General features: G+C 70.9%; 11 protein-coding genes. 6 read left to right on the top strand and 5 right to left on the bottom strand.

The genetic code is table 11. From position 1 onward, the window contains the following. Positions 1-32 precede the first annotated feature (32 nt). From ACIRP7_RS13020 to ybaK, 4 genes are all read left to right on the top strand, one after another. Entirely contained in the window at positions 33-1,610 is a 1,578-nt protein-coding gene (locus ACIRP7_RS13020) for an oxidoreductase (RefSeq protein ID WP_403657346.1), read from the top strand. 163 nt (positions 1,611-1,773) lie between these two features. Then, on the top strand, positions 1,774-2,784 hold the full coding sequence (locus ACIRP7_RS13015; RefSeq protein ID WP_403657343.1) for a hypothetical protein: 1,011 nt from the start codon (positions 1,774-1,776) through the stop codon (positions 2,782-2,784). Positions 2,785-2,795: 11 nt separating this feature from the next. Further along, positions 2,796-3,536 carry an LON peptidase substrate-binding domain-containing protein gene (locus ACIRP7_RS13010; RefSeq protein ID WP_403657340.1) on the top strand — a complete coding sequence of 247 codons (741 nt, stop codon included), beginning with the start codon at positions 2,796-2,798 and terminating at the stop codon, positions 3,534-3,536. Between the two features lie 16 nt (positions 3,537-3,552). Beyond that, positions 3,553-4,053: a Cys-tRNA(Pro) deacylase gene (gene ybaK / locus ACIRP7_RS13005; protein ID WP_403657337.1), complete on the top strand. Its 501-nt coding sequence runs from the start codon at positions 3,553-3,555 to the stop codon at positions 4,051-4,053. 183 nt (positions 4,054-4,236) lie between these two features. Here the strand turns inward: ybaK and ACIRP7_RS13000 are convergent, their stop codons facing one another. The 4 genes from ACIRP7_RS13000 to ACIRP7_RS12985 all read right to left on the bottom strand — a co-directional run bounded on the left by ACIRP7_RS13000 (position 4,237) and on the right by ACIRP7_RS12985 (position 8,139). Continuing rightward, on the bottom strand, positions 4,237-4,914 hold the full coding sequence (locus ACIRP7_RS13000) for an AAA family ATPase (protein WP_403657334.1): 678 nt from the start codon (positions 4,912-4,914) through the stop codon (positions 4,237-4,239). A 34-nt stretch (positions 4,915-4,948) separates the two neighbouring features. Beyond that, entirely contained in the window at positions 4,949-5,773 is an 825-nt protein-coding gene (locus tag ACIRP7_RS12995) for an ABC transporter permease (protein ID WP_403657331.1), read from the bottom strand. Positions 5,774-5,846: 73 nt separating this feature from the next. Beyond that, positions 5,847-6,821 carry an ABC transporter ATP-binding protein gene (locus tag ACIRP7_RS12990; protein ID WP_403657328.1) on the bottom strand — a complete coding sequence of 325 codons (975 nt, stop codon included), beginning with the start codon at positions 6,819-6,821 and terminating at the stop codon, positions 5,847-5,849. A gap of 106 nt (positions 6,822-6,927) precedes the next feature. Next, on the bottom strand, positions 6,928-8,139 hold the full coding sequence (locus tag ACIRP7_RS12985) for an NYN domain-containing protein (RefSeq protein WP_403657325.1): 1,212 nt from the start codon (positions 8,137-8,139) through the stop codon (positions 6,928-6,930). A 221-nt stretch (positions 8,140-8,360) separates the two neighbouring features. Here ACIRP7_RS12985 and ACIRP7_RS12980 point away from each other — a divergent pair, with 221 nt between their 5' ends. Beyond that, a complete protein-coding gene (locus ACIRP7_RS12980; protein ID WP_352382843.1) occupies positions 8,361-8,525 on the top strand; it encodes a hypothetical protein in 165 nt (54 codons plus the stop codon). Positions 8,526-8,616: 91 nt separating this feature from the next. Here ACIRP7_RS12980 and dnaE read toward each other — a convergent pair whose 3' ends face one another. After that, complete coding sequence (dnaE, locus tag ACIRP7_RS12975) at positions 8,617-12,156, bottom strand: DNA polymerase III subunit alpha (RefSeq protein ID WP_403657321.1); 3,540 nt, start codon at positions 12,154-12,156, stop codon at positions 8,617-8,619. A 203-nt stretch (positions 12,157-12,359) separates the two neighbouring features. Here dnaE and ACIRP7_RS12970 point away from each other — a divergent pair, with 203 nt between their 5' ends. Then, positions 12,360-13,700: a DUF2252 domain-containing protein gene (locus tag ACIRP7_RS12970; protein WP_403657318.1), complete on the top strand. Its 1,341-nt coding sequence runs from the start codon at positions 12,360-12,362 to the stop codon at positions 13,698-13,700. The last annotated feature ends 36 nt before the right edge of the window (positions 13,701-13,736 follow it).

Below are 13,736 nucleotides of genomic sequence, written 5' to 3'. Positions count from 1 at the left end.
GAATCCCACGAGCCGCAAGGAGCTGGAAGAACGTGACCGAGGGGGCCGGCATCCGCAGCGGGGACCTGCCGGACGATCTGACCGCCGCCGAGGCCGGCATGTGGCAGGCCTTCCGCAACGGCACCGTGTACGACCTGAGCAGCGGCGACACCGTCGTCGACGATCCGCACGGCGGGCACCCCTGGGGCCCCGAGCGGACGGTACGCGCGCGGATCGTGTGCTGGCTGCTCCTGGACGGTCCGCCCGCGCTCGCGGGCCGGGTCTCGTCCCTGAAGCTCACCGGCGTGCAGATCAGCGGCACCCTGGACCTCGCGGGCGGCACGGTGGTGCCGTATGTGGAGATGAAGGGCTGCCGCTTCGAGCGGGAGATCCTGCTGCCGGAGGCCCGCTTCACCACCGCGCGGTTCGTGGACTGCTCGGTGCCGCGCCTGGAGGCGGCCCGGGTGCACACGGAGGGCGATCTCCATCTGCCGCGCTGCCGCTTCCACAACGGCGTACGGCTGACCGACGCGCACATCGGCACCGACCTGCTGATGAACCAGGCGATCGTCTACCGCGACCGCAGCGGCCGTTCGATCGCCGCCGACGGCATGACCGTGGGCCAGGACCTGCAGGCCGAGCTGCTGGAGTCGCACGGTGAGCTGAGCCTGCGCAGCGCGACGATCGGCGTCTCGCTGAGCCTGCGCGGCGCCCGGCTGAACAACCCGTACACCCGGCTCGCGCTCAACGCCCCCCAGCTGACCGTCGAGCGCACCCTGTACCTGACCCCCGCGGGCGTCGGCGCCGCCATGCTGAGCGGGGCGACTCCCGCGCGCGGGACGCGGATCCAGCGCTTCGAGTGCCAGGGCGGGGTGCGGCTGGACGACGGGCGGTTCGGGGACGCCGTCGACCTGGAGCGGGCCCGCTTCACCTTCACCGACGAGCAGGAACTGTCGCTGCGCCGCATCCAGGCGCCCGAGCTGCGCTTCCTCGGTGAGAAGCCGCAGCGCGGCAAGGTGGTGCTGTCGGGCGCGCGCGTGGGCAATCTCGTGGACCGGGCGAGCGCCTGGCCGGGGCCCGGCAATCTGCACATGGGCGGCTTCGTCTACGAGAACCTCGTGCCGCACGGCCCCTTCCCGCTGGCCGAGCGGCTGGAGTGGGTGGCGGCGGCGACCGCCGAGTACAACCCGGAGCCGTACGAGAGGCTCGCCGCCGTGCTGCGGGCCGGCGGCGAGGACGAGGACGCGCGTGAGGTGCTGCTCGCCAAGCAGCGCCGGCGCCGCGAGAGCCTGCCGCCGGCCGCCAAGCTGTGGGGATACGCGCAGGACTGGACGGTCGCCTACGGGTACCGGCCGGGGCGGGCCGCCGTATGGATGGCGGTGCTGTGGGCCGCGAGCTCGTTGGCGTTCGCACACGCGAGCCATCCGCCGCTCAAGGGCGGCGACCATCCGGCCTGGAATCCCGCGCTGTTCGCTCTCGACCTGCTGCTTCCGGTGATCGATCTGGGGCAGGTGGGTTTCTGGCAGTTGCGCGGCGGCTGGCAGTGGCTGGCGGCGGCGATGGTCCTCCTCGGCTGGATCCTGGCGACCACCGTGGCGGCGGGGGCCTCGAGGCTGCTGCGGCGGAGCTGACGGGGCCTGTGAAGAAATCGGCAGGGCGCCGGGAGGGACTGGTGAGACCGCTGGTCAGAAGGTTGTTCAACGGTCACCTTTTTAATCTCCCTTGACCCTGGGGCGTACAACTTTCCATGAGTTGCACGTTCGCACTGGCGCAGCCTCGGCCTGCCGACCTTCAATGGTCGACACCATGGCTCTGCTGCCCCCCTTCATCCGCGCGTCACGGATGCCCGCGTACCTCACCGGCGGGCTGCCCCCCGACGACGAGGTCCTGCTCGACGTACCCGACGACCGGCTCGGCCCCGCCCTGGTCGCCGCCGGACAGGGCGGATACGGGCGCGCGGCCGAGCTGCTCTCCGCGACCCGTGAGGACGCCGCCTGGGAGCTGCGCGACCGGTACGTCCGGAGGCTCTCCGCCTTCGCCCGCTCGCGCTCCGAGTGGTACGACGCCTGGCGTGCCGAAGCCCCGCACGACCCGGACCAACTGCTCCTGGGCGCCCAGCTCGCGGTGGACCGCGCGTGGGACTCACCGGCCCGTACCGAGCTGTTGCGCGAGGTGAGCCCGCTGATCACGGCCGCGGCGCGCGGCGAGGACCGCGACCCGGTGCCGTGGCGGATCGCGCTGGACCACGCACGCGGCTCGCAGGCCGGGCCCACCTACTTCGGTGAGCTGTGGGAGGCCGCCCTCAGGCGCGCCCCGCTCCACTACGGCTGCCATGTCGCCGCCCTGCGCTATCTGGCGGCCTCCTGGCGCGGCTCGTACCGCGAGTGCTTCGACTTCGCCGAGCGGGCCGCGCAGGACGCTCCGGCCGGCTCCCTCATCCAGGCGCTGCCCGCGCGGGCGGCGCTGGCCTGGCTGACCGGGCCCGGCGGCGACGCGGTGCCGCGCGAGCGGCTGGACGCGGCGGCCGACCGGGCGATCGAGCTGTCCGCCACGTTCGCGGCGGCCGACCCCTGGCCGGCCGAGATCCGCAACAAGCTGGTGTTCGTCCTGGTCCGCCTGGGCCGCTGGACGGACGCCCTGGAGCAGCTGCGCATGCTCGGCCCGTACGCGACCTCGTTCCCGTGGAGCCGGGAGTCCGAGGACCCGCTGGGCCGCTTCCTGGAGGTCCGTGAGGAGGTCCGGCGGCATGCCTTGATCCATCCACGGAGTGAGCACCGGGGACGTGTGCGCTCCGGGGGCCATTAGGCTTTGGCGCCGTGACCACCGTGCGGCTCCCGCTCTTCCCCCTGAACTCCGTACTGTTCCCGGGGCTCGTGCTTCCTCTGAACGTCTTCGAGGAGCGCTATCGCGCCATGATGCGCGAACTGCTGAAGACCCCCGAGGAGGAACCGCGCCGGTTCGCCGTCGTGGCGATCCGCGACGGCCACGAAGTGGCGCCCAGCGCCCTCGGCCTGCCGGACCGGACGGCCGTGCCCGACGGCGGCCCCGCGGCCGGCTTCGGTGACGATCCGCTCAAGGCGTTCCACGCGGTCGGCTGCGTGGCGGACGCGGCGACCGTACGAGAGCGGGCGGACGGCACGTTCGAGGTCCTGGCGACGGGCACGAGCCGGGTTCGCCTGGTGTCCGTCGACGCGTCGGGCCCGTATCTGACGGCCGAGCTGGAGGAGCTGCCGGAGGAGGCGGGCGACGAGTCGGGGCCGCTGGCGGAAGGGGTCCTGCGGGCCTTCCTCCAGTACCAGAAGCGCCTGGCGGGGGCCAGGGAACGCTCCCTGTCGTCCGGCACGGAACTCCCGGACGAACCGTCCGTGGTCTCGTACCTCGTGGCCGCCGCGATGATGCTGGACACCCCCACCAAGCAGCGCCTGCTCCAGGCCCCCGACACCGCGTCCCGGCTCCGCGACGAACTGAAACTCCTGCGCGCGGAGACGGCGATCATCCGTAATCTTCCGTCGTTGCCGGCGTCGGACCTGACGCGCGGCCCGACGAGTCTGAACTGAGGCCGGAACCCGTCAGATGGCGAAGAAGTCGAAGAAGCAGCAGCCGGGCGGCACCCCCGCGACCGTGGCCCTGACCACAGCGGACGTGCCCTTCACGGTGCACGCCTACGACCACGACCCCTCCCACCCCTCCTACGGCGAGGAGGCGGCCGAGGCGATGGGAGTCTCCCCGGACCGCGTCTTCAAGACACTGGTCGCGGACGTGGACGGCACGCTGACGGTGGCGGTGGTCCCGGTGGCGGGCTCCCTGGACCTGAAGGCCCTGGCCACGGCCGCGGGCGGCAAACGGGCGGCGATGGCGGACCCGACGCTCGCCGAACGCACCACGGGCTATGTCCGGGGCGGCATCTCCCCCCTGGGCCAGCGCAAAAGGCTCCCCACGGTGCTCGACGCATCCGCCGTCGCCCACGACACGATCTGCGTCTCGGCCGGCCGCCGGGGCCTGGAGGTGGAACTCGCGCCGAAGGACCTGGCCCGCCTCACGAACGCGGTCCTGGCGCCCATCGCCCGCGCGTGACCCCTCGACGGGTGCCCCTTCCTGGACTAAGCAGAAGGGGCATGTCGAAGAGAACACGCAAGCGCAGGTGGCGCATGAAGAAGGGCCGCTCGAACCACGGCAGGCGCCCGGCCTAGGGGCCGTTCGCAGGCACGGTCACCAAGGGGCTTCGGGGGGCATCCCTATGGCACGGGTGCCCCGGACCTACGGCGCGGGTGCCCCGTACCCGTCCCCCGGAGCCGCCGCCCCGTACACCGGCTCGGGATCCCGGGGCCCGAACAACGCCGTGAGCCCCAGGTGCACGACCAGGCCGGCCAACGACCAGGCGAGCAACGCCCCCTTGGCCCCCAGCTTCAGCGGCGCGGAGAAGGTGACTCCCTTGCCCACGGCCTTCGCGTGGGCGATCACATCGGACGAAGGTCCGAGCCACATCCCCACCCGCCACGCGAGGAAGGATCCCAGCACTCCCCCGACGGCCAGCCCCACCACCAGCGGTACCCCGCCCCGGCGCCGCCACAGGAACACCACCAGCGCGCTGACGAAACCGAAGGCCAGGGCCAGCAGAGTGAGCGTTCCGTCCACGCCCACCGCCTGCTCGCCCTCGGTGTCCTTGAGATAGACGACCCAGTTCCCCTGTCCGTCCACATCCCCGACCAGCGGCACATGCGGCGCCAGCCACCACCACAGGACCCCGAGCAGCGCCCCGCCGAGCGTCACGGCGATCATGATCACCAAGCCCTCCAGCAGCTCGGTCTTCATCCCGGGCCCGCCCTGCCCGTACCGGACTTCGGCAGGGGCCGCGTAGCCGGCATCAGGGGTCTGCCACGCATCGTGCGGGGACGGTTCGTGCGGCGGAGGAGGAGGCGTCAACGGAGCGGTCACCCTGACATCGTGCCAGGCCCGCCTGTGCGGCGCGTCACCGGACGGCCGCCCGGCGATAGGCCCAGGTGGCGACAGCCAGCGAGACCACTCCCACGCACCCGCACACGGCGAGGTCGCCGAGCACGAAGGCCCAGTCGGGATGCGGCCGGAAGGTCCGGGCGAAGGCCTCGACGCCGTAGGTCGAGGGCAGCAGATCCCGGGCGAACCGCACCGCCTCGGGCATCCGGTCGGCGGGCAGCACCCCCAGCAGCAGCGCGGCCGACATGCCGAGCTGTCCCAGCAGGGTGGCCAGTTCCGGCCGGGGTGCGAGCAGCCCGAGGGCCGCGCCGAGCCCCGCCAGAGCGGCTCCCGCCAGCGGAATCACCGCAACCAGCACCCACAGGTGCGCCAGCGGCAGCCCGAACAGCACGCATCCGAAGACCGCGGTCACCACGGTCCCGGGCACGGTGAAGGAGGCGTACGCCCCCGCGGCGCCCAGCACCACGGCGGCCGGCGGCACGGGCAGGGTGGCGTAGTGGTCGAGTCCGCCGCTCGCCCGCAGCTGCCCGAAGTACTGCGCGAGCAGATTGAGCGCGACGAAGGCCACGACCAGCACGGACGCCCCGGCGACCACGGACTGCGCCTCGTCCCCGCCGTCCACGACCCCCCGCATCAGGACCATGATCCCGATCGACTGGAAGGTGGCGACGAACAGCAGCGGGATGCGCGCGACCCGCGCGCGGGACAGCTGCGCCCGGTAGACGGCCGCCAGCGACGGCCACAGCCGCGCGCGCGGCCCGAGCTCGGCGGCCGCCTCCCGGTCCGTCTCCTCGACGGCCAGGGCACCGCCCGGCAGAGCCCCGGCGGGTACGACACTCACGTGGCTCTGCTCCTCTTCGCTCCGGCGGTCGCCCTGTGACGTACGGACACGGCCGCCCGGGTGCTCAACGTGCTCACGCCTTCACCAGTCCCTGCTGCGCGGCCCCGCCCAGCGCGAGGTACACGTCCTCCAGGCTGGGCGTGGCGAGCGTGAAGTCGTCCAGCGCGGCGAACGCGGCCCCGCCGGTGACGGTGGCCACGACCGCGCGGGCCTCCTCGGGGGCGAGCCGCAGCGTCCAGCGGCGCCCGGCGGCCACGGCGCGGTCCTGGAGCGCGGCCACCTCGGGGACGTGCAGCGGGGCCGTCTCTCGCCACACGAGGTCGACGCGGACCTCGCCCGCCACCTGTTCCTTGAGGCCGGACGGCGTGTCACAGGCGATCACCCGGCCCCGGTCGAGGACGGCGACCCGGTCCAGGACCGTCTCCGCCTCGATGACGTTGTGGGTGACGAGCAGCACGGTCGTACCGCGTTCGGCCCGCCGCCGGTCCACGGCGGACCACACCGCGCGCCGCGCCACGGGGTCCATCGCGGTGGTCGGCTCGTCGAGCACCAGCAGCGGCCGCTCCCCCACGAGCGCCGACGCCAGGCACGCGAGCCGCCGCTGCCCGCCGGACAGCTTCCTCAGCGGCCGCCCGGCGATCGGCGTGAGCCCCAGCTCGTCGAGTACGGCGTCCCGCTCGGCCCGCGCCTTCCTGGCCTCCAGGCCGCGCAGCCGGCCGGTGGTCTCGGCGGCGAGGGAGACGGTGAGGTCGTCGAGGGCGGTGGACTCCTGGCCGAGGTAGGCGAGGATCCGCGAGGCCCGGTCCGGGTGGCGCACGATGTCGTGCCCGAGGATCTCGACACTGCCGCGGTCGGGCCGCATCAGCCCGGTGAGCTGCCGCACGAGCGTGGTCTTGCCGGCGCCGTTCGGGCCGAGCAGCCCGAAGATCTCACCGCGCCGGATGTCCAGCCGTACGTCGTCGGTGGCCCGCACCTCGGGCGTGGCCGGAGTCCCGCGCCGCCCGCGCACCGCGGGGTAGGTCTTGGTCAGCCCGCGCACCGCACACACGACATCCCCACGGTGTCGAAGTGCCGGTGCAGCGCGCGTACTCACAAGGTACGAGCCTACGGGGTCGGGGAGCTCTGCTCGCCCCTGGGGCGGGGTATGTGCCCTCTCACTCCCCGGCGGGGGCGTGCTCCGCCGCCGTCCGCACGTCGATCTCCCGCCAGAACCCGGCCCGGATCGCATAGCGGTCGTGCTCGTCGATCTGGTCGTCCTTGTGCGCGAGCAGCCCGAACCGGGCCGCGTACCTGAGCAGCTCCCCGTCGATCCGGTGCGGCACCCGCGGGTACATCCCGGCCAGCCGCTGCAGATGCGCCTGGTCCCCCAGCCGCTCCATCCACCGCCGCGCGAAGACCTGCCCCACCTCGAAGGGGTCCCCGCCGACCGTGGTGATGTCCTCCTCCCGGTCGGCCCACCGCTGCTCGGCGGTGGTCAGCTGGGCGAGCGTCGGCATGGAGGCGACCTCGGGCGGCTCGGCGGCACCACTGGGCCGGTCGACCCAGCCCTTGTCGGAGGACCACCGCAGGGTCGCGCTCGCGGGGGGCTGGGCGGCCTGCGCACCGGGGGCCCGCAGTGCGGCGAGGTCCTTGGGCGTGGGCACTCCCTTCGGCGCCGGCACCCGCTCCTGCGTGCCGTTCTCCGAGGCGGCCACCGGGGCGTGCTCGGCCTCCTGCGCGGTCCGCTCGGCGGCGGGCGCGGACTCGGGCAGCGGTGCCGAGAGGATCGCGGCGATCTCGGGCCGCGGCGCGGGTGGCGGCGCGCAGACCCCGCCGAGCTCCTTCGCGCGGACGGCCTTGGTGATCCACGCGCGGTCCAGCACCCGCCGCTCGTCCGCCTCGGCGACCAGGTCCTCGGACTGGTTGTAGTCCCCGTCGGCGGCCTGCACGGCCCACAGGTGTACGGCGACCCCGTGCTCCTTGGCGGCCATCATGCCCGGCAGCAGATCCCCGTCGCCGGTGACGAGCACGACGTCGGAGCAGGCGCGGTTGCGGGCCAGTTCGGTGAGCTCGGCGTGCATGGCGGCGTCCACGCCCTTCTGGGCCCAGCGTCCGTCGCTGCGGGTCAGGGCGCCGAGCCGGACGGTGACCCGGGGCATCACCCGCAGTCTGCGGTGCTCGGGCTGCGGGACGCGGTCGGGGGCGCCGTCGAACCAGTAGATGCGCAGCAGGGGCCGTTCGGTGTCGGACTCGGCCCGGTCACGCAATCCCTGGACGAGGGCGGCGTGGTCGACGGTGATACGGGAACGGGAGGGCTCCCCGGCAAGGAGACTGGCGGCGGCCCCCAGCAGATACCCGGCGTCCACCAGGACGATGCAGCGGTCCACGCGATCCACCCTCTTTCCGGGAGGTTTGCTTCGGGCTTCCTTCGAGTCTGCCCGACCACGAGAGGGTTAACGGCCCGAACTCGATCTTCGGCGTGGCGTTTCGGGACATTGCGCGGCGACATTCCCTGTCACACACGGTAATTATCCGAAATGCGCCCGCTGTCAGCCTATGTGAATCTGGTCCCGGCCCTGGCCCCTAGATCCCCACAGGAGGCACCACCATGGCCAAGAACAAGAAGCAGAACCGTAAGCCGTCGCAGACCGAGCGTGCTGGGCAGGAGCCCCAGCCCTCCTCGATGGAGCCGCAGACCGAGCAGCATGCCCCGCAGGTGACACCCGGCGACGTCGCCCGCAAGGGGCGGCAGAAAAGCTTCGGCCACAACTGACATGTGCATAAAGGGTTGTTGAGACCCGGGCATACAAAGGGGCGCACCCCGTCAGGAGTGCGCCCCTTCGCAAGTCCGTGCCGCCGGTCGCTCAGCCCGCCAGGCAGGACGGTCCGAGCAGCACCTTGAGGTCACCGAAGAGCGCCGGGTCCGGCTTCACCCGGTGCCGGTCCAGCCGGAGGACCGTCGTCCTGCTCGGTCCCTGGAGCCTGATGCGGACCTCGCTCTCCCCCTTGTGATGGCTGAGGATCTCCCCGAGCCGGCTGACCATCGGCGGGGTGACCTTCAGCGCCGGGATGGTGAGGATCACGGGTGCGTTGGTGCCCGCGTTGGACAGGTCGGGCACCTGGAGCTCCATCGCGACGAGGCGGGGCACGTCCTCGCGCTTGTCGAGGCGGCCCTTGACGAACACCACGGCGTCCTCGACGAGTTGGGTCGACACCAGCTGGTAGGTCGCCGGGAAGAACATGCACTCGATGGAACCGGCGAGGTCCTCGACGGTGGCGATCGCCCAGGCGTTGCCCTGCTTGGTCATCTTGCGCTGCAGGCCCGAGATGATGCCGCCGATGGTGACCACCGCGCCGTCGGCGTGCTCACCGCCGGTGAGCTGGGCGATGCCCGCGTCGGCCTTGTCGGACAGCACGTGCTCCAGGCCGAAGAGCGGGTGGTCGGAGACGTACAGACCGAGCATCTCCCGCTCCTGGGCGAGCAGATAGGTCTTGTCCCACTCCTCGGTGGTGAACTCCACGTCCAGTCCGAAACCGGGCTCGCTGTTGTCCTCCTCGCCCATCCCGCCGAAGAGGTCGAACTGGCCCTCGGCCTCCTTGCGCTTGACCGCGACCACGTTGTCGATCATCGGTTCGTACTGCGCGGTGAGGCCCTTGCGGGTGTGCCCCAGGGTGTCGAAGGCGCCCGCCTTGATCAGCGACTCCGTGGTGCGCTTGTTGCAGGCGACCGCCTCGACCTTGTCGAGGTAGTCGGGGAAGGAGGCGTACTTCCCCTTGGCCTTGCGGCTCTTGATGATCGACTCGACCACGTTGGTGCCGACGTTGCGCACGGCTTCCAGGCCGAACAGGATCACGTCGTCGCCCTGCGCGGCGAAGTTGTGCACCGACTCATTGACGTTGGGCGGGAGCACCTTGATGCCCATGCGGCGGCACTCGTTGAGGTAGACCGCCGACTTGTCCTTGTCGTCCTTGACCGAGGTCAGCAGGGCGGCCATGTACTCCGCCGGGTAGTTGGCCTTCAGATAGGCGGTCCAGTACGACACCAGTCCGTACGCGGCGGAGTGCGCCTTGTTGAACGCGTATCCGGCGAAGGGGACCAGCACGTCCCACAGGGCCTTGATGGCCTCTTCGCTGTACCCGTTCTTCTGGGCGCCGGCCTGGAAGATGGTGAAGTTCTTCGCCAGTTCGTCGGGCTTCTTCTTGCCCATCACGCGGCGCAGGATGTCGGCCTCGCCGAGCGAGTAGCCGGCGATGATCTGGGCGGCCTTCTGCACCTGCTCCTGGTAGACGATCAGGCCGTAGGTGACGTCCAGGACCTCCCTGAGGGGCTCTTCGAGCTCCGGGTGGATGGGGGTGATCTCCTGGAGCTTGTTCTTGCGCAGCGCGTAGTTGGTGTGCGAGTCCATGCCCATCGGGCCGGGACGGTAGAGCGCGGAGACGGCGGAGATGTCCTCGAAGTTGTCGGGCTTCATCAGGCGCAGCAGCGAGCGCATGGGGCCGCCGTCGAACTGGAAGACGCCGAGGGTCTCACCGCGCTGGAGCAGTTCGAAGGTCTTGGGGTCGTCGAGCGGCAGGGACAGCAGGTCGAGGTCGGTGCCCTTGTTGGACTTCACCATCTTGACGGCGTCGTCCATGATCGTCAGGTTGCGCAGGCCGAGGAAGTCCATCTTCAGCAGGCCGAGCGACTCGCACTGCGGGTAGTCCCACTGCGTGATGGTCACGCCGTCCGTGTGCCGCACCCAGATCGGGGCGTGGTCGACGATGGGCTCGCTGGACATGATGACGCCGGCCGCGTGCACACCCATCTGCCGGACCAGGCCCTCGACGCCCTTGGCGGTGTCGATGACCTTCTTGACATCGGGTTCGTTCTCGTACATCGCGCGGATCTCGCCGGCCTCGCTGTAGCGCGGGTGCGAGGGGTCGGTGATGCCGTTGAGGTCGATGCCCTTGCCGAGGACGTCGGCGGGCATGGCCTTGGTGAGGCGGTCGCCCATCGCGTACGGGTAGCCCAGCACGCGCGCGGAGTCCTTGATGGCGTTCTTCGCCTTGATCTTGCCGTAGGTGCCGATCATGGCGACCTTGTCGGCGCCGTACTTCTCCGTCACGTACCGGATCACCTCGACGCGCCGGCGTTCGTCGAAGTCGATGTCGACATCGGGCATGGAGACGCGCTCGGGGTTGAGGAACCGCTCGAAGATCAGGCCGTGCGGGATCGGGTCGAGGTCGGTGATGCCCATGGCGTAGGCGACGATCGAGCCGGCCGCGGAGCCTCGGCCGGGGCCGACCGCGATGCCGTTCTTCTTGGCCCACATGATGAAGTCGGCGACCACGAGGAAGTAGCCCGGGAACCCCATCTGGATGATGACGTCCATCTCGTACTCGACCTGGCGCTGCCGGTCGTCGGGGACGCCGTCCGGGAAGCGGCGGTCCATGCCCCGGCGGACCTCCTCCTTGAACCAGGAGACCTCGGTGTAGCCCTCGGGGATGTCGAACTTCGGCATGAGGTTCTTCGCCTCGAACATGCCGGCGGTGTCGACCATCTCGGCGATCAGGAGGGTGTTGGCGCAGCCCTCCTGCCAGGCGTCCGAGGAGTCGATGGCGTACATCTCGTCCGTGGACTTCAGGTAGTAGCCGGTGCCGTCGAACTTGAAGCGGTCCGGGTCGGAGAGGTTCTTGCCGGTCTGGATGCACAGCAGGGCGTCGTGGGCGGTCGCCTCGTGCGCGTACGTGTAGTGCGAGTCGTTGGTGACCAACGGGGGGATGCCGAGCTTCTTGCCGATCTCCAGGAGGCCGTCGCGGACCCGGTGCTCGATCTCGATGCCGTGGTCCATCAGCTCCAGGAAGTAGCGGTCCTTGCCGAAGATGTCCTGGTAGTCGGCGGCCGCCTTCAGTGCCTCGTCGTACTGGCCGAGGCGCAGCCGGGTCTGGAGTTCACCGGAGGGGCAGCCGGTGGAGGCGACGATCCCCTCGGACCACTGGGAGATCGTCTCCTTGTCCATGCGGGGCCACTTCTGGAGCCAGCCCTCGGCGTAGGCGTCCGAGGAGAGCCGGAAGAGGTTGTGCAGGCCGGTCGAGTTCACGGCCCACATCGTCTTGTGGGTGTAACCACCGGAACCGGAGACGTCGTCCCGCTTCTGGTGCGGCTGGCCCCACTGGATCTTGCGTTTGTTGCGCCGGGACTCGGGCGCGACATACGCCTCGATCCCGATGATCGGGGTGACCCCGGCCTTCTTCGCCGAGTGGAAGAAGTCGTACGCCCCGTGCAGGTTGCCGTGGTCGGACATGGCGATATGGGTCATGCCCATCTCGTTGCACGCGTCGAACATGTCCTTGAGCCGCGCGGCACCGTCCAGCAGGGAGTACTGGGTGTGGACGTGCAGGTGCGTGAACGGCGGCTTTGACACGGCGTGGCCTCCATGGAAAACACTCGACGACAGGCGGACGGACAGTGTGGGGGTCAGCGCCGAAGTCTATGCCTCGGCACTGACACTCAGGGGGCCGCCCCGCGTACCTTCACAACGAGGGTCGCGGGCACTTTCACCCGGGCCCGCCCGTTGGAGAGACGACAGAAACGCTGTCGTACACATGTACCAGGAGGCACCCCGCGATGTCGGTTCCGCAGCTCAACGACGAGCACCGCGGCGAGGAGATTCTCGCTGTCTTCGACACCGCCTTCGGCGAGCTCCTGGCCGCCGATCCGGCAGCGTTCCGCGTGAAGTTCCGGAAGATGGCGGCGTCCGCGTTCGCGTTCTACCGGGGTACGGCGTGCCTCTTCTACCACGACCTGACGGCAAACAATGGTTTTGGCTCGAAGCGGGGCGGCCCGTACCTGGACGAGCGCACCTCGCGCGTGTGGATCCACGGCGACCTGCACGCGGAGAACTTCGGCACCTACCTGGACGCCAACGGCCGGCTGATCTTCAACGTCAACGACTTCGACGAGGCCTACGTCGGCCCCTTCACCTGGGACCTCAAGCGCTTCGCCGCCTCCGTCGCGCTGATCGGGTACGCCAAGGCGCTCGGCGACGAGCAGATCACCGAGCTGGTGGAGGTGTACGCGGGCGCGTACCGCGAGCGGATCCACGCCCTGGCCACCGGCGCCAAGAGCGACGAGGTGCCCCCCTTCACCCTGGACACCGCCCAGGGCCCCCTCCTGGACGCACTGCGCGACGCCCGCTCCCTGACCCGCTTCGGCCTCCTGGAGTCGATGACGGAGATCCGCGACTTCGAGCGCCGCTTCGCGCCGGGCGGTGGCTCCATCGAGCTGGACGCGGCCACCCGCTACAAGGTGCTCGCGGCCTTCGACGGCTATCTGGAGACCCTCCCGGAGGCCTCCCTGGACCGCCCGGACTCCTACCGCGTCAAGGACGTCGTCGGCCGCCGCGGCATCGGCATCGGCTCGGCCGGGCTGCCCTCGTACAACATCCTGCTCGAGGGGCACACCGACGCCCTGGAGAACGACGTCGTGATCTACATCAAGCAGGCCCAGACCCCGGCCGTCTCCCGCCACCTCACCGACCCGGCGATCCGCGACTACTTCCAGCACGAGGGCCACCGCACGGTCATCTCCCAGCGCGCCCTCCAGCAGCACGCCGACCCGTGGCTGGGGTGGACCGAGCTGGGCGGCGCGGGCCAGCTGGTCGCCGAGATCTCGCCGTACGCCGTCGACCTGGACTGGGGTGACATCGACGACCCGGAGGAGATCGCGGGGGTCGTCGCCGATCTCGGCCGGGCCACGGCCACCATGCACGCGGCGGCGGACGACACCTCGGGCGAGTCCCTGGTGCCCTTCTCCACCGAGCGGGCCATCGACGCGGCGATCGCGGCCGACGAGGACGGTTTCGCGGGGCTCCTGGTCGACTTCGCGCACAGCTACGGCGCACGCGCCCGTGCCGACCACCAGACCTTCGTGGACCTGTTCCGCAACGGCCGGATCCCGGGTCTGTGACCGGCCCCTGCCACCCCTCATAACGATAGGGCCGCT

The sequence above is a fragment of the Streptomyces sp. NPDC102270 genome (assembly GCF_044766405.1).
In the GTDB taxonomy this organism is placed as follows: Bacteria; Actinomycetota; Actinomycetes; order Streptomycetales; family Streptomycetaceae; genus Streptomyces.
This window is presented reverse-complemented; position numbering and strand designations above follow the sequence as displayed.

Bases quoted from the DNA above. Each gene is read 5' to 3' on its own strand.
- ybaK (WP_403657337.1), top strand. From the start codon at position 3,553: ATGGCGAAGAAGTCGAAGAAGCAGCAGCCGGGCGGCACCCCCGCGACC.
- ACIRP7_RS12970 (WP_403657318.1), top strand. From the start codon at position 12,360: ATGTCGGTTCCGCAGCTCAACGACGAGCACCGCGGCGAGGAGATTCTC.
- ACIRP7_RS13015 (WP_403657343.1), top strand. From the start codon at position 1,774: ATGGTCGACACCATGGCTCTGCTGCCCCCCTTCATCCGCGCGTCACGG.
- ACIRP7_RS12980 (WP_352382843.1), top strand. From the start codon at position 8,361: ATGGCCAAGAACAAGAAGCAGAACCGTAAGCCGTCGCAGACCGAGCGT.